General features: G+C 73.9%; 12 protein-coding genes and 1 pseudogene. 8 read left to right on the top strand and 5 right to left on the bottom strand.

Going from position 1 to position 15,407, the window contains the following annotated elements; genetic code table 11:
- The first annotated feature begins 15 nt into the window (after window positions 1–15).
- The 4 genes from B0E53_RS06155 to ctaD all read left to right on the top strand — a co-directional run bounded on the left by B0E53_RS06155 (window position 16) and on the right by ctaD (window position 4,657).
- Window positions 16–1,170, top strand: a complete 1,155-nt coding sequence (locus B0E53_RS06155; protein WP_107075095.1) for a glycosyltransferase — start codon at window positions 16–18, stop codon at window positions 1,168–1,170.
- A gap of 121 nt (window positions 1,171–1,291) precedes the next feature.
- Complete coding sequence (locus B0E53_RS06150) at window positions 1,292–1,744, top strand: DUF4383 domain-containing protein (protein ID WP_210405956.1); 453 nt, start codon at window positions 1,292–1,294, stop codon at window positions 1,742–1,744.
- Window positions 1,745–1,837: 93 nt separating this feature from the next.
- On the top strand, window positions 1,838–2,569 hold the full coding sequence (locus B0E53_RS06145; RefSeq protein ID WP_107075093.1) for an ATP-binding protein: 732 nt from the start codon (window positions 1,838–1,840) through the stop codon (window positions 2,567–2,569).
- An 87-nt stretch (window positions 2,570–2,656) separates the two neighbouring features.
- Window positions 2,657–4,657 (top strand): cytochrome c oxidase subunit I, encoded by a 2,001-nt coding sequence (gene ctaD / locus B0E53_RS06140; protein ID WP_107075092.1) that lies wholly within the window; start codon window positions 2,657–2,659, stop codon window positions 4,655–4,657.
- Window positions 4,658–4,730: 73 nt separating this feature from the next.
- Here the strand turns inward: ctaD and B0E53_RS06135 are convergent, their stop codons facing one another.
- The 4 genes and pseudogenes from B0E53_RS06135 to B0E53_RS06120 form a co-directional block, all read right to left on the bottom strand.
- Window positions 4,731–5,864, bottom strand: coding sequence for a SigB/SigF/SigG family RNA polymerase sigma factor (locus B0E53_RS06135; protein WP_107075091.1), 1,134 nt, complete (start codon window positions 5,862–5,864; stop codon window positions 4,731–4,733).
- A gap of 242 nt (window positions 5,865–6,106) precedes the next feature.
- Window positions 6,107–7,370 (bottom strand): annotated as a pseudogene (locus B0E53_RS06130) (hypothetical protein).
- Window positions 7,371–7,621: 251 nt separating this feature from the next.
- Window positions 7,622–9,382, bottom strand: a complete 1,761-nt coding sequence (locus tag B0E53_RS06125) for a thiamine pyrophosphate-binding protein (RefSeq protein WP_107075090.1) — start codon at window positions 9,380–9,382, stop codon at window positions 7,622–7,624.
- A complete protein-coding gene (locus tag B0E53_RS06120) occupies window positions 9,375–10,502 on the bottom strand; it encodes a Vms1/Ankzf1 family peptidyl-tRNA hydrolase (protein ID WP_107075089.1) in 1,128 nt (375 codons plus the stop codon). Before B0E53_RS06120 ends, B0E53_RS06125 begins: the two co-directional genes overlap by 8 nt.
- A gap of 142 nt (window positions 10,503–10,644) precedes the next feature.
- On the opposite strand from B0E53_RS06120, the gene B0E53_RS06115 reads away from it, so the two are divergent.
- Together B0E53_RS06115 and B0E53_RS06110 are read left to right on the top strand one after the other, a co-directional pair.
- Window positions 10,645–11,193 (top strand): hypothetical protein, encoded by a 549-nt coding sequence (locus B0E53_RS06115; RefSeq protein ID WP_210405955.1) that lies wholly within the window; start codon window positions 10,645–10,647, stop codon window positions 11,191–11,193.
- A 37-nt stretch (window positions 11,194–11,230) separates the two neighbouring features.
- Window positions 11,231–12,118: an alpha/beta hydrolase gene (locus tag B0E53_RS06110; RefSeq protein WP_107075088.1), complete on the top strand. Its 888-nt coding sequence runs from the start codon at window positions 11,231–11,233 to the stop codon at window positions 12,116–12,118.
- On the opposite strand, the gene B0E53_RS06105 is transcribed toward B0E53_RS06110, so the two are convergent.
- A complete protein-coding gene (locus tag B0E53_RS06105) occupies window positions 12,102–12,440 on the bottom strand; it encodes a DUF3817 domain-containing protein (protein WP_107075087.1) in 339 nt (112 codons plus the stop codon). The genes B0E53_RS06110 and B0E53_RS06105 overlap by 17 nt on opposite strands.
- A gap of 163 nt (window positions 12,441–12,603) precedes the next feature.
- Here B0E53_RS06105 and B0E53_RS06100 point away from each other — a divergent pair, with 163 nt between their 5' ends.
- Together B0E53_RS06100 and B0E53_RS06095 are read left to right on the top strand one after the other, a co-directional pair.
- Window positions 12,604–14,082, top strand: coding sequence for a glutamate--cysteine ligase (locus tag B0E53_RS06100; protein WP_107075109.1), 1,479 nt, complete (start codon window positions 12,604–12,606; stop codon window positions 14,080–14,082).
- A gap of 302 nt (window positions 14,083–14,384) precedes the next feature.
- Window positions 14,385–15,383, top strand: a complete 999-nt coding sequence (locus B0E53_RS06095; protein ID WP_246835264.1) for a hypothetical protein — start codon at window positions 14,385–14,387, stop codon at window positions 15,381–15,383.
- The last annotated feature ends 24 nt before the right edge of the window (window positions 15,384–15,407 follow it).

The following is a 15,407-nucleotide window of genomic DNA, read 5'->3' as shown; positions in this document are numbered from 1 at the left end:
GGAAAGGGACAGCGCATGACTCTCACCGTCCTGATGAACGCGGGTCCCTGGTTGTCCGTGCCGCCGCCCGGCTACGGCGGGATCGAGAACGTGATCGCCACCCTGGTGCCGGAGCTGCGCAAGCTCGGCGTGCGGGTGGTGCTCGCCTCGGTGGAGAGCAGCACGCTGCCGGTCGACGAGAAGATCTCGGTCTTCCCGGACGGGCAGTTCCACGCCCTGCAACGGCCCTACAACCAGGTCTGCGGGGTGTCCCAGGCGCACCTGAACGGGGTGGTTCGCGCGCTGCACGGCCGCGACGACATCGACCTGGTGCACGACCACGTGGAGGCGGTCGGGCTGGCCACCCTGGCCGCCATGGGCCCCGACGCCCCGCCGGCGCTGCACACCCTGCACTGGGACCTGGCCAAGCACCCGGAGCTGTACGGCAACCTGGACGGCGGCGACCGGGTGCGGGTCAACGGCGTGTCCGCCTCGCAGCTCGCCCGGGCGCCGCGGGCCCTCCAGGAGCACTCGGTCGGCCATGTGCACCTGTCCACCCCGCTCGCCGTCGGCGCGGACCGCCGGCCGGCGGCGGAGAAGGGCGAGCACGTGGTCATCCTGGGCCGGATCAACCCGGGCAAGGGGCAGGACCTGGGCGCCCGGCTGGCCCGGAAGGTCGGCTTCCCGCTGGTGCTGGCCGGCCCGGTCGGCCCGTACCACCGGCCCGAGGACCTGGCCGCGGCGGGCGACGAGGCCCGGCAGAACCCGGACGTGCGGTTCTTCTACGACGAGGTGGCCCCCCACGTCGACGGCGACCTGGTGCGCTGGGTCGGCACGGTCGCCGGGCAGGAGCGTGACGACCTGGTGGCCGGGGCGCGGGCCTCGCTGTTCCCGCTGCGCTGGGAGGAGCCCGGCGGCACCGCGGTGGTCGAGTCGCTCGCGATGGGCACGCCGGTGGTGGCCACCGCCCGGGGCTGCCTGCCGGAGCTGATCGAGCACGGCCGGACCGGGCTGCTCACCACCGACGAGGAGGAGCTCGGCGAACTGGTGCTGGCCGCCGGGCTGCTCGACGAGGACGAGTGCCGGCACGAGGCGGCCGCCCGGTTCACCCCGGAGCTGATGGCCCAGCGCTACGTGGACCTGTACGAGCAGGTCCGCCAGCTCGCCGCCCGGCCGTTGCAGCTCGCCTGAGCCGTAGCGCGTCCGGCCCGGACCGTTCCCGGACGGTCCGGGCCGGGTGCGCGTTTGCCCCCGACGGGCCGGGGAAAGCCGCCCGGTCCCTGTCAGCTAGGAGGCCGGCATGACGAACTCGATGGCGCACTCCCGTGGGCGACGCAACCCGGCCGACGGCCGGGCACCGGTACGCCGGGCCGCGGCGACCGTCGGCGTGATCTTCCTGGTGATCGGCGTGCTGGGCTTCATCCCCGGCATCACCACCCATTTCAGCGACCTGAAGTTCGCCGGGCACGACTCCGACGCGAAGCTGCTCGGGCTGTTCCAGGTCTCGGTGCTGCACAACATCGTGCACCTGCTGTTCGGCGTCGCCGGACTGCTGCTGGCCCGGACCGTCTCCGGGGCCCGGACGTTCCTGATCGGCGGCGGGGCGATCTACCTCGTGCTCTGGCTCTACGGCCTGGTGGTCGACCACAACAGCGGCGCGAACTTCATCCCGCTCAACGGCGCGGACAACTGGCTGCACTTCCTGCTCGGGGTCGGCATGATCGCCCTCGGGCTGCTCACCACCCGGAACCGCGGTCGCCGCTGACCGGGCCCCGCCCGAGGGCGGATGTCCGGTTTCACCCGCCCCGGGCCCGGGTACTTCCCAGATCCTCCGACGAGACGGAAACGAGGGCCTGGGATGTCGACCCGGATCAGGTGCGAGGTCCGCGACGAGTCGCCGGTCACCGTCGTACGGCTGGCCGGCACGCTCGACCTGGGCACGATGCGCTCGGTGCACACGGTGCTGGACCGGTGCCTGGCGGCGCAGCCGGACGCCCTCGTGGTCGACCTGGAGAAGCTCGACGTCACGGACCCGCTCGCCCTCTCCGTCTTCGCCGCCGCGGCCCGCCGGGCCGCGGACTGGCCGGCCGTGCCGATGGTGCTGTCGGCCCCGCCGCCGGAAACGGCGGCCTGGCTCGCCGAGACCACCGCCTGCCGGGTGGTGCCGGTCCGCCGCGACTGCGCGGAGGCGACGGCGCTGGCCGGAGCGGCGGCGGCCCCGCGGCTGCGGGCCCGGCTGGAGCCGGTGGCCGGGGCCTGCCGGCGGGCCCGCGAGCTGGTCACCGACGCGTGCGCCCGGTGGAACATCCCGGAACTGGCCGGCCCGGCCTCGCTGGTCCTCAGCGAACTGGTCGGCAACGTCGTCCGGCACGCCGGCACGCCGATGCAGGTGACGCTGACCCTGCGCCGGCCGTACCTGCGGGTGGCGGTGATGGACGGCAGCCCGGCCGGCCCGCGGGCGGCGACCGATTGGGACCTGCGCGCCGAGGGCGGGCGCGGCCTCATGCTGGTCCGCGAGCTGACCCAGCGCTGGGGCGCCAGCCCGGCGGGCGCGGGCAAGGTGGTCTGGGCCATGCTGCCGGCGAACTGACCGAATTCTCCACTCTCGCCTGGTTTGATGGGCAGAGGGTCGGGTACGCGTGCCTGTCCTGTCTGTCGTCACACGGGGTGAGAAGCCATGCCTGAACGGGTAGTCACGGAGCCACGAGACCGGGGGCCGGCCATCCTCGCCCCGGCCCAGTTCGGCGGCTATCCCGGCCCGGTCCGGGAGGCGGTCAAGGGCAACTCGCTGTGGCGACTGCTGCGCACCACCGACGCGAAGCTGATCGGGCTGATGTACCTGATCACCTCGTTCGGTTTCTTCCTGATCGGCGGGGTGCTGGCCCTGCTGCTCCGCGCCGAGCTGGGCCGGCCCGGGATGCAGCTGCTCTCCCCCGAGCAGTACAACCAGCTGTTCACCATGCACGGCACGATCATGCTGCTGCTGTTCGCCACACCGCTGGTCTTCGCCTTCGGCAACTACATCGTCCCGCTCCAGATCGGCGCACCCGACGTCTCGTTCCCACGACTGAACGCCTTGGCCTACTGGCTGTACCTGTTCGGCGGGACGATGGTGCTGGGCGGCTTCGCCACCCCGGGCGGCGCGGCGGACTTCGGCTGGTTCGCGTACACGCCGCTCAGCACCGCACAGCACAGCCCCGGGGTCGGCGGGAACCTGTGGGTGGTCGGGCTGGTGGTCTCCGGCCTCGGCACCATCCTCGGCGCGGTCAACATGATCACGACGATCATCACCCTGCGCGCGCCCGGCATGACGATGTTCCGGATGCCGATCTTCACCTGGAACCTGCTGCTCACCAGCGTCCTGGTGATCTTCGTGTTCCCGCTGCTCGCCGCCGCACTCCTGGCGCTGGGCGCGGACCGGATACTGCACTCACACGTCTACGACCCGACCACCGGCGGGCCGCTGCTCTGGCAGCACCTGTTCTGGTTCTTCGGCCACCCCGAGGTCTACATCGTGGCGCTGCCGTTCTTCGGCATCATCACCGAGATCATCCCGGTCTTCTCCCGCAAGCCGATCTTCGGCTACACCGGTCTGGTGCTCGCCACCATCGCGATCACCGTGCTGTCGATGACCGTCTGGGCGCACCACATGTTCGTCACCGGGCAGGTGCTGCTGCCGTTCTTCAGCATCCTGAGCTATCTCATCGCGGTGCCCACCGGCGTGAAGTTCTTCAACTGGATCGGCACCATGTGGAAGGGGCAGATCACCTTCGAGACGCCGATGCTCTTCGCGGTCGGATTCCTGGTCACCTTCCTGTTCGGCGGCCTGACCGGCGTGCTGCTGGCCAGCCCGCCGGCCGACTTCCAGGTCTCCGACACGTACTTCGTGGTCGCGCACTTCCACTACGTGCTCTTCGGCACCATCGTGTTCGCGGCCTTCGGCGGGGTCTACTTCTGGTTCCCGAAGATGACCGGGCGGCTGCTCGACGAGCGGCTGGGCAAGATGCACTTCTGGACGATGTTCATCGGTTTCCACATGACGTTCCTGGTGCAGCACTGGCTGGGCGCCGAGGGCATGCCAAGGCGGTACGCCGACTACCTGCCCGGGGACGGTTTCACCGGGCTGAACGAGATCTCCACGATCGGCTCGTTCATCCTCGGCGCGTCCACCCTGTTCTTCATCTACAACGCCTGGAGGTCCTGGCGGTACGGCGCCAAGGTCACGGTCGACGACCCGTGGGGCTTCGGCAACTCGCTGGAGTGGGCCACCACCTGCCCGCCACCGCTGCGCAACTTCGACCGGATGCCGCGCATCCGCTCCGAGCGGCCGGCCTTCGACCTGAAGTACGGCCCGCTCGTCGCCGACCTGGGCCGCGACCTGCCGCAGCGCACCACCAAGCCCCCGCAGCACTTCATGGAGGAGTTGCACCACGAGCGGCACCTCCCCGAGTCGCCGGCCGCCGAGGGCGCGCACGGCGCCCGCGAGGCCGTCGAGTACCAGCCCGCCCCGCAGTCCGGCGCGCGGCCGGTCGACGTACCGGAGCCGGAGGAGGTGCGCCGGCCCAGCTTCGAGGAGGCCGACGAGCCGGAGGAGACCCAGCTGGGTCCGCAGCGCAGCAGGCCGTCGAACCCCCGCTGGGAGCACCCCCGCGGGCACGGCGACACCCCGGAGAGCTGAGGGGGCCAGGACAGGAGGAGGAAGGGCCGGCGCCGTCGGGCGCCGGCCCTTCCTCTCGTCGTACGTCGGTCGGTCAGTCGGCGGCGGGCAGGCCGGCCGCGGCGAGCGAGCGGCGCACCGCGGGCTGCACCCGGGTCAGCCGCAGCGGCACCCCGGTACGCACGGCGGCGTCCCGGCCGGCCATCAGCGCGGCGATCCCGCCGGCGTCGAAGCCGCCCGCGCCCACCAGGTCGACCACCACCTCGCGGGGTTGCCCGGTGACCGCCTCCAGCATGGCCTTGCGGAGCTGGTCGGCGCCGTCCCGGTCGACCTCTCCCCCGACCTCGACGACCACCCGGTCGCCGTTCTGCCGCACCGAGATCCTCGTCTTGGCCGGCTCGGACTCGGCCGCGCCGTTCTGCCAGGGTGGCGGGGCGTCGGCGAGCATCGCCTGGCGCAGCCAGGTCAGCGCCCGGGAGAGCAGCCGGGACACGTGCATCTGCGAGATGCCGAACCGGGCCGCGATCTCCGCCTGGGTCTGGTTGCCGTAGAAGCGCATGGCGAGGATCCGCCGCTCGCGCCAGGGCAGCCGGTGCAGCAGGCCGCTGACCGTGACCCGGTCGTCAACGGACTCCAGGGCGTTGTCCGACTCGCCGACCAGGTCGCCGAACTCGGCGGAGCTCTCCCCGCCGACCGGCGCGTTGAGCGAGGCCGGGCTGTAGCCGGCGGCCGACTCCAGCGCGGCGAGGATCTCCTCCTCCGGCGTCTCCAGCCGCTCGGCCAGTTCCGCGACGGTGGGCGCCCGGGACAGCTCGCTGGTCAGCGCCGCGGTCGCCTGCCCGACCTCCAGGATCAGGTCGCGCAGCCGGCGCGGCACGTGCACGCCCCAGGTGCGGTCCCGGAAGTGCCGTTTGATCTCGCCGACGATGGTGATGGCCGCGTACGCGGTGAACGAGCCCCGCTCCGGGTCGTACCGGTCGACGGCGTTGACCAGGCCGAGGCGGGCCACCTGCTCCAGATCCTCCAGCGGTTCCCCGCGACCCCGGTAACGGCGGGCCAGCCGGCCGGCGAAGGGCAGCGCGAAGCGGACCAGATCGTCCCGCGCCTCCTGCCGCCGCTCCGGTGGCAGGCCGGCGATCCGTGCCGCGTACGCCAGCGCCGCCGCGTCGAGGTCCTCCAGGCCCCGCTCGGTGGGTGGTGGTGTGGTTGTGGTGGTCTGTCCGAACATCCGCGCCTCCCTCAGGAAGGTCCCCCGCCCGGATCGGAACCGGTCGTGCGCGTGGTCGGGCCACGCACCGGGCCGGAAGTTGGGTTACGTGACGGAACGCCGGAAGCGGCGGCCGCCCGCCGCACGGCGTCGTGGGCCGTTCCGCGGCGAGCGGTGTTCCCGCTCCGTAGGTACTCAATCACGGACCGCAGGATCGCGAGGATGTTTCGCCAGGTTGGCCGGCGACCCGCCGGACGCCGGCGTCAGGAGACCAGCAACCCCTGGTGGGCGCCCGCGTCGCGCAGCGCGGCGAGGGCCTCGGTCATCCCCAGGAGCGGCGGCACGGGCAGGTCGTAAGGCTGGTTGCGCAACACCTCCGTGGCACGTCGGGTGGCTACGGCGGCGACCGGGTAGCCGCGCGCCGAGCCCCGGTCCAGGGCCCGCCGGCGGCGCCCGAACCCGGCCACCGCGAGCCACTGCGGCAGCCCCGCGACGGCCGGCGAGCGGACCCCGGGTGGCTCGGGCAGCACGTCCACCGAGCTGAACGGCTCGCTGCCGGCGAGCCACCACTCCACGCCCTGCACCCGCCGGCGGGTCGCGTTCTCGCACCAGTAGGGCACCAGCCCGGCCCGGACCACCTGCCACGGGTCGAGCAGCCGTCCGCACTCGACCACCAGGCGGTCGCCGGTCTTGCCGGCCCGGCGCAGCCAGCGCCGGTACAGGTCGGCGGTCGCCGCGCTCAGCACGTCCGGCTGCGGGACGACGATCCGGTGCAGCGGGTGCCCGTGCCGGCCGCCCCACTCCCGGGCGTCGTGTTCGAACCCGGACTCCACGCCGTTCTCGGCGAAGGCCGCCGGGGAGGTGACGTCCGGCGGCGTCCACCGCGCCCCGTCACCGCCGGTCGAGCGGAGCACCTGGCGCAGCGCGTGCGCGTCCGGGTGGAAGTCGACCGGGTCCAGCCCGCTGGCCGGGGAGCCGACCTGGAAGCTGTGCCCGCTCCCGTCGTCCCGTACCGGCCAGGTGCGCGCGTCGTGCAGCAGCAGCACCGGCGCCCCGGGCTCCAGCCCCTCGGCCAGGAACCGGGCGTACGCCGCGGGCAGGGCGCTCCAGCGCAGCGCGAGGGTCACCATGGCGCCCGCCGACGCGCCCCGGCTGGCCGGGCAGTGCACCTGCCGGATGTGCACCCGTGCGTTGCCGGCGAGGAGCCGGCCGGCGAGCGCCGCCCCGTGGTCGAGCGCGGCGTCCGGGCGGTCCACCGCGCCCCGGTTCCAGTGCGCGGCCACCTCGAACCCGGCGGGCAGCCAGGGCACCCCGAGCGCCACCGCCAGATGGGCCGCCGCGCCGTGCGGCGAGCCGAACACCACGCCGGGCCAGCGGCGGGCCCGGGTGGCCGAGGTCACCGCAGTCGTCGCCGCGCAGCGCCCGGGCCGTCACGGCGACCAGGAGGCGGGCGGCGCTGCCCAGCGCCACCACCCGGTCGCCGCCCAGCCCGCCGTCGGCCGTCGACCCCACGGGCACCTTCCGCATCACCACGCGGCCCGGCTTCCCGTCCCTCTGGGGTCTAAACGGGGCATCCCTCCACGGGTCGGGCTAATCAACGGGCCGGCGGCGGCACCGCGCGCGGCACGCAGCGGAGCCGTTCCGCCGTGGCCCGCCGTCGCGGGCGGAACGGGGGCGAACGCGGCGCCGGCGCGGATCGGCCGGGCGGCCGAGCCACGACGACGGTCGGCACCGCCCTCCGTGGCGACGGTGCCGACCTGGTGCCCGGTCAGGTCCCGCTAGACGAGGTCCTCCGCCTCGACGGCCGTCCCCGTCTTCAGCACCCGCTCCCGCACCCGCCGGGCCGCGTCCCCGTCGGCGAACAGCCCGCGCAGGTCGGCCAGGGCCGGCTCGGGCGGATCCAGCGGCACCGCCGGGTCGACCACGGCCTCCAGCACGCTGGGCCGGTCCGCGGCGAGCACCTCGTCCCAGGCGGGACCGACCAGGTCGGGGCGGTCCACCCGCACCCCGTGCAGGCCGAGCAGCCGGGCCCAGCCGGCGTACGGCACGTCGGGCCGCCGGTCGGCGAACGCTCCGGGCGGGCGACCGCCGCCCATCCCGGACTGGTCGCGGTTGTTCAGCACCAGCACCACCAGCCGGGGATCCCGCCACTCCTGCCAGTGGTGCGCCACGGTGATCAACTCGGCCAGCCCGTTGAGCTGCATGGCCCCGTCGCCGAGCAGCGCGATCACCGGCTCGTCCGGGCGGGCCAGCTTCGCGGCCACCGCGTACGGCAGGGCGCAGCCCATCGAGCCGAGCGTGCCGCAGAGCTGGGCCCGGACGCCCGGGGGCAGTTCCAGGTGCCGGGCGTACCAGTAGATGACCGAGCCGACGTCCACCGCGACCGAGCCGCGGCGCGGCAGCCGCGTGGAGAGTTCCTGCAGCACGAGCTGCGGGTTGATCGGCTCGGCGGGGGCGGCGGCCCGCTCGGCGGCGGCCTCCCGCCACCGGTCGACCGAACTCTCCACCGTGCCCCGCCACTGGGCGTTGGGCCGGTCCGGAACCCGGGCCAGCAGCGCGCGCAGCGTCTCGGCGGCGTCGCCGACCAGCGGCACGTCCACCGGATAGCGGGTGCCGATGCGTCGCCCGTCGATGTCGATCTGGATGGTGCGGACCTGGCCCGGCATCGGGAACCAGTCGGTCCACGGGTTGTTGGTGCCCACCATGAGCAGGGTGTCGCAGCCCCCCATGAGCTGCGCGGCGGCCGTGGTGCCGACCTCGCCGAGCACGCCGGCGTGGAAGGGCAGGCGCTCGTCCAGCACCGGCTTGCCCAGCAGCGAGGTGGCCACGCCCGCACCGAGCCGGTCGGCGAGGGCCACGACCTCCCCGGCCGCGCCGTGTGCGCCCTGGCCGATCAGGATCGCCACCCGCTGGCCGGCGCCGAGCAGCGAGGCGGCGGCGTCCAGGTCGGCGTCGTGCGGCAGCACCCGGGCCAGCGGCTCGCCCGGGGTCGCCGACATCACGCCGGCCACCTGCGGCAGCAGGTCGGGGACGGCGGCCACCTGCAACGCGTACGGCAGCACCACGCAGGTCGGGCTGCGGGTCGCCGCCGCGGTGCGGAACGCCTGGTCCAGCAGGACCGGCACCTGGTCGGGCGCCCGGCCGTAGCGGACGAACTGGTTGCAGACGTCGCCGAAGAGCCGGCTCAACCCGATCTCCTCGTGCGCCCCGCCCAGCGGCCCGGTGATGTCCTCGCCGACGATCGCCACCACCGGCTTGCTGTCCAGCTTGGCGTCGTAGAGGCCGTTGAGCAGGTGCACCGCGCTGGGCCCCTGGGTGGCCAGGCACACCCCGATCTCGCCGGTGAACTTGGCGTGCCCGGTGGCCATGAACGCGGCGGTCTCCTCGTGCCGGGCGGGGATGAACTCCGGGTCCCCGCCCGCCGCGTCGAGCGCGTCGACAAGGGGGGCGATCGCCGCCCCCGGGTAGCCGAACGCCCGGGGCACCCGCCAGGCCCGCAACCGTTCGACGACCAGGTCCGCCACGGTGCGGTCAGCCATTGCCCCGCCCGGGCGTGCTGGCGTCGACGTAGCGCAGCACGGCGCCGACCCCGTCGGTGAGTTCCGGCGCCTCCTCCGGCGCGAGCACCGTCAGCTCGGCGTCGGTGCCGATCAGCGCGCGCAGCAGCGCGGCGTCGGCGCGTACCTTCTGCGGGTCCGCCACGGACATGTCCGCCAGCTGCCGCGGGTCGGTGGCGATCTCGGTCGGTTCCGGCCCGACCCACAGCTCGCCGTCCGCGGACGCGTCGTCGACGATCAGCATGGTGTCGACCTGGTTGCGTTGCAGGGCGGAGACCACCGCCTCCAGACCGGCGCCGACGTCCTCCTGCACGCCGAAGCGGTCCAGCGCGGTGGCGATCCGCTGGTCGGCGACCTCGGCGATGGTCTGCACGGTGACGTCGTCCATCAGGGTGTCGTCGGCGCCGATGTAGTCGCGGGAGCCGGCGTCCGTGCGGACCAGCACGTCCTGCCAGCGCTCGGGCAACTGGGCGGCGATCATCCCGGTGGCCCGGATGTCCCCGGCAACCACCACCACGTCCGCGCCCACCCGGTCGGCCAGTTCGGCGGTGGCCGCCGCGGCGTCACCGGCGTTGTGGTGCCAGGCCTCCATGGCGGCCCGCTGGTAGCGGGACTGCGACCAGCCGCCCGGCTGCACCCGGCGCAGCTGCCAACTCTCCCGCCCCGTCACCGAGGCCCGGCGCGGCACCCCGCCGGCGCTGACCGCGACGGCGTCCGCCCCGGTCCGGTCGGCCAGCACCCGCACCCAGGCGATCTGCTCGCCGCGCTGGGCGACCAGCGGCATCGTGTGCGGCAGCGCGGACCAGCTCGCCAGGTCGCGCAACGGTGGCGCGGAGAGGTACTCGGTGAGCACCACCCGCCCCCGGGTGGCGAAGACCGCGATGCCGTAGTCGCCGGGCATCGGGTCGTGCCGCCGGACCACCTCTTCGACCGCCTCGACGGTCGCCTGGTCGGCGCCCTGCCCGATCAGGTCGCCCTTGAGCGCGCGCCAGCGCAGGTCGACCTGCGGACGCGCGTCGTGGGTGTCCCGGGAGGCGTCCAGGTACACCGAGCACCAGGGCCCGGGACGGTCGTAGAGCGGGCGCAGGAAGGACAGCTGCATGCTCGACCCCTTTCCAGCTCGGCCGCACGCATACCCGCGCGACTCCGGATGTCACCTTGTGGACCGGGTCGCGTGACCGGCGTTCATTCACGTCGTTCAACTCGGAGAATCGATACGATGAGTGAACGCGACGGGACTCTCGGTGGTGAACATGGACACGGAGCTGCACATTCGCCGCGCCGTCCACCCGACGGAACGGATCGTCACCGGCCGGCTGGTCCGCCTCCTGGACGGCTATGCCCGCGAGGTGCGGGTGGGGCAGCCGGTGCTGGTCGCGGTGCTGACCGCGGCGGGTGTGGTGGGCCTGCTGCTGCGGGTGGTGCGCGCCCTGCTCAGCAGCGGCGGCGGCGGCGCCCGGCGCAGCTTCAAGGAGCTGAAGCAGGGGCCCGAGTTCCTGGTCACCCCGGTGCGGGTACGCGACGCCGCCAACCGGCTGGTGGAGGTGGAGCTGCACGGTCACCTGCCGCAGAGCGCCCTGCATCCCGGCGACCACGTGCAGCTCACCCTGCGCCCGCAGCGCGACGCCGACCTGCCGCCCCGGATCGAGCGGATCGTCAACCTGACCACCGGCCAGCTGCTGACCCCGCGTACCGCGACGGTCTGGTCGCACCTGGGGCCGGCGCTGCTGCTCCAGGCGGTGCTCGGCGTGCTGCTGGTCGCGGGCATCGCCGCCGGCTCGGCGCTCGGCTGAGGTTTCCGCCGCCGCCAGCGGGGCACCCGGCTCGCTCATGTTCCCCGGATTCACCCTGTCGGAGATCGACCTCGGCCCGGTCCGGCTGCGGGTCCGGCACGGCGGCTCCGGGCCGCCGGTGGTGCTGCTGCACGGGCATCCGCGGACCCACGCCACCTGGCACCGGGTCGCGCCGCTGCTCGCCGCCCGGCACACCGTGATCTGCCCGGACCTGCGCGGATACGGTGGTTCGTCGAAGCCGCCGAGCGACCCGGCGCACACGGCCTACTCGAAGCGGGCGATGGCCCGCGACGTGGTGGCGCTGCTGGACGCGCTCGGCCACCCCCGGGCGGCGGTCGTGGGCCACGACCGGGGCTCGTACGTGGCCATGCGGACCGCACTGGACCACCCGGACCGGGTGACCCGACTCGGCGTGCTGGACGGGGTGCCGATCGGTGAGGCCCTGGCGCGCTGCGACGCTCGGTTCGCGGCCCGCTGGTGGCACTGGTTCTTCCTCGGCCAGCTCGCCAAGCCGGCCGAGGAAGTGATCAACGCCGACCCGGACGCCTGGTACGGCGGCTCCCCGGAGGCGATGGGCGCGGAGGCGTACGCCGACTACCGCCGGGCCATCCACGACCCGGCCACGGTGCACGCGATGTGCGAGGACTACCGGGCCGGTCTCGGCCCGGACCGGGCGGCGGACGACGCGGACCGGGCCGCCGGCCGGCGGATCGGCTGTCCGGTGCTGTTCGCCTGGTCCGAGCGGGACGACATGGTCGACCTGTACGGCGACCCGGCGGCGATCTGGCGGGACTGGGCCGACGACGTGCGGGCGGCCTCGGTCCCGTCCGGCCACCACATGGCCGAGGAGGCCCCGGCGGAGCTGGCCGCCCTGCTCGGCGACTTCCTGGCCGGGTGGGCCGCGCCGCTCAGCCGACCGGAGTGAGCCGGCGGTCGGTGGGGACCGGGGTGGCGAGGGGGCCGCGGCGGCGGGCCCAGCGTTCGAAGAGCACCGTGGCGAACGGCGGCACGGCGCACGCCAGCGCGATCGCGGTGTGCCACAGCGACCAGCGCCGCTGCCGGGCCACCACGAGCACGAGCAGCCCGTACGCCACGAAGAGCGCGCCGTGGACCGGGCCGAAGACGTGCACGCCGATCTCGTTGCGCGGCGGCCCGTACTTGACGGCCATGCCGGCCAGCAGGGCGGCCCAGGAGCAGGCCTCGGCGATCGCCGCCGCCACGAACAGCCGGATGGTCGTCTCGCGCATCCGGCCATGGTAGCCACCCGCACCGGACGGACGGACCGGCCACAAGCCGGACGCGACGGGGATCACCGGCGCGAGAGCTGGGTAGTAATGGGTCTCTCGGGTCTTTCCCCGCCCCGCCGCGACGTGCGAGGTTAGGGGGACCAACGGTGACAGGGTGGTGACCATGGGCGAGGACGTCGGCGTGCGCACCTTCAGCCGGGAGGACCGGGCCCGCTACCGCGACAAGGTGCGGCGCTGCCTGGACGTGTTCGCCGAGATGTTGCGCGAGTCCCGCTTCGACGTGGAGCGGCCGATGACCGGGCTGGAGATCGAGCTGAACCTGGTCGACGACGAGTCCCAGCCGGCCATGCGCAACGCGGACGTGCTGGAGGCGATCGCCGATCCGAGCTTCCAGACCGAGCTGGGCCAGTTCAACGTGGAGATCAACGTCGCGCCGCGCCGGCTCACCGGCACCGGCACGGCGCAGTTCGAGGAGCATGTCCGGGCCAGCCTCAACGCCGCCGAGGAGAAGGCCCGCGCGGTCGGCGCGCACATGGTGATGATCGGCATCCTGCCGACCCTGCGCCCGGAGCACCTGACCGCCGCCACGCTGTCGGCCAACCCCCGCTACGCCCTGCTCAACGAGCAGATCTTCGCCGCGCGCGGCGAGGACCTGCGGATCTCGATCAGCGGGGTGGAGCGGCTGGCCACCACCGCGGACACCATCACCCCCGAGGCCGCCTGCACCAGCACCCAGTTCCACCTGCAGGTCAGCCCGGCCCAGTTCGCCGACTACTGGAACGCCGCCCAGGCGATCGCCGGCGTCCAGGTCGCGCTCGGCGCCAACTCGCCGCTGTTGTTCGGCCGGGAGTTGTGGCGGGAGACCCGGGTGCCGCTGTTCCAGCAGGCCACCGACACCCGCGCCGAGGAGATCAAGGCCCAGGGGGTACGCCCCCGGGTCTGGTTCGGCGAACGCTGGATCACCAGCGTGTTCGACCTGTTCGAGGAGAACGTGCGCTACTTCCCGGCGCTGCTGCCGGTCTGCGACCCGGAGGACCCGGCGGAGACCCTGGCCGCCGGCGGCGTGCCCAGGCTCGCCGAGCTGCGGCTGCACAACGGCACGGTCTACCGGTGGAACCGCCCGGTCTACGACGTGCTGAAGGGGCGCCCGCACCTGCGGGTGGAGAACCGGGTGCTGCCCGCCGGGCCGACCGTGCTGGACACCGTGGTCAACGGCGCCTTCTACTTCGGCCTGGTCCGCGCCCTCGCGGAATCCGACCGGCCGCTCTGGTCGCAGATGTCGTTCAGCGCGGCCGAGGAGAACTTCACCAGCTGCGCCCGCCACGGCATCGACGCCCAGGTCTTCTGGCCCGGGCTGGGCTACCTGCCGGTGACCGAACTGGTGCTGCGCCGGCTGCTGCCGCTGGCCCACCACGGGCTGGACCGGTGGGGCCTCGACCCGGCCGAGCGGGACCGGCTGCTCGGCATCGTCGAGCAGCGCTGCCTGACCGGCCGCAACGGCGCGACCTGGCAGGTGGAGACGCTGCACCGGCTGGAGTCCGCCGACCACCTGGACCGGCCGGAGGCGCTGCGCGAGGTGGTCCGCCACTACGTCGACCTGATGCACAGCAACCGCCCGGTCCACGAGTGGCCGCTGCCCTGACCGTTCCCGATCAGAGCGGGGACGGGCCGTCGCGCAGCCGGCTGTAGAGCCAGCCGTCGCGCCAGGTGCCGGCACGCTAGCCGCCCGTGGCCCGCTCCGCCGCCCCGGGCGCCCCCGGATTCCGCACGGGGGAGGAAGCCAGGCCGGTGGTCCGCCCCGAGGATGGGACCGGGCATTGACCCGCACGGGCCGATGCCCGGCGGCGCCGTGGCCGGTGCTCCCGACCGTCGGTTGGTTCCACCGTCGTCGTCACCGGCGTCGGCGTCGCGTCCGGTTCCGTCCCCGACCGCGAGGAGCGCTCCGTGACGCAGACCCACCGACCCCCACGGCACCCCGACGATCAGATCCGGCTCACCCGCACCCCCGTGCGGGTCGGCACCTCCACCTTCGTGAACGGTCACTTCCCCCGGCGGCGCGGCCTCGTCGCCCTGCTGGCCGTCCTCGGCGGGTTCCTGCTGACCGTCGTCTGGTCGGCCGAGTTCGTGGACCAGACCGTCGGTGACAACGTCGCCAACACCCTGCTCGGCCACGACGCGAAGGAGACGCCGATCCAGGGGATCGCCGCAGGCGTGCTGTTCGCCTTCGTCTCCGGCATCGCCGGCACCTTCACCGCGTGCAACATCGCCGCGTTCGGCGCCCTCGCCCCGCTGACCGGGAGCACCGGCGGCCGGTGGAGCCGGTTCGCCGCGCCGCTGCGGCCGCTCGGCTGGATGGCGGTGGGCATGGTGACGGTGTCGGCGGCGTACGGCGCCGTGGTCGGTCTCGTCGGCACGTCGATGCCGCAGTTCTCCACCGCGCCGACCACTCCCGGCGGGCTGTCGCCGCGCAGCATCCAGTCGATGGCGGTGTTCGGAGTGATCGGGCTGGTCATGGTCTATCTCGGGCTGGCATCGCTCGGCGTGGTGCCGGACCCGTTCGCGCGGATCGCGCCGCGCCACCCGAACGCGCCGATGGTCTTCATGGGCGCGCTGATCGCCGGTTTCCTGATCGGACGGCCCTTCGCCCTGTTCCGCCAGATGTTCCGCGACGCCGCCGAGAGCGGCAACCCGCTCTACGGCGCGGCGGCGTTCACCCTCCAGTCGATCGGCAACATCGTCATCATGGCGGTGCTGTTCCTGCTGCTGGCCTGGTTCGCCGGCTCCCGACTGCAACGCTGGTTCGCGGCCCGGCCGAGCCGCCTCGCGGTGCTGACCGCTGTCGCGTTCCTGGTCGCCGGCGCCTTCACGTTCCTCTACTGGGACGTCCGGCTGCTCGCCCGCCGCGAGATCATTCCCTGGTACCCGACGGCCCCCTGGGCCTGACCGGGCGGTGCGGGACCGGCGCCC

The organism is Micromonospora sp. MH33, assembly GCF_003013775.1.
In the GTDB taxonomy this organism is placed as follows: domain Bacteria; phylum Actinomycetota; class Actinomycetes; order Mycobacteriales; family Micromonosporaceae; genus Micromonospora; species Micromonospora fulviviridis.
The sequence above is the reverse complement of the archived record's forward strand: the minus strand, read 5'-3'. Positions and strand labels throughout refer to the sequence as shown.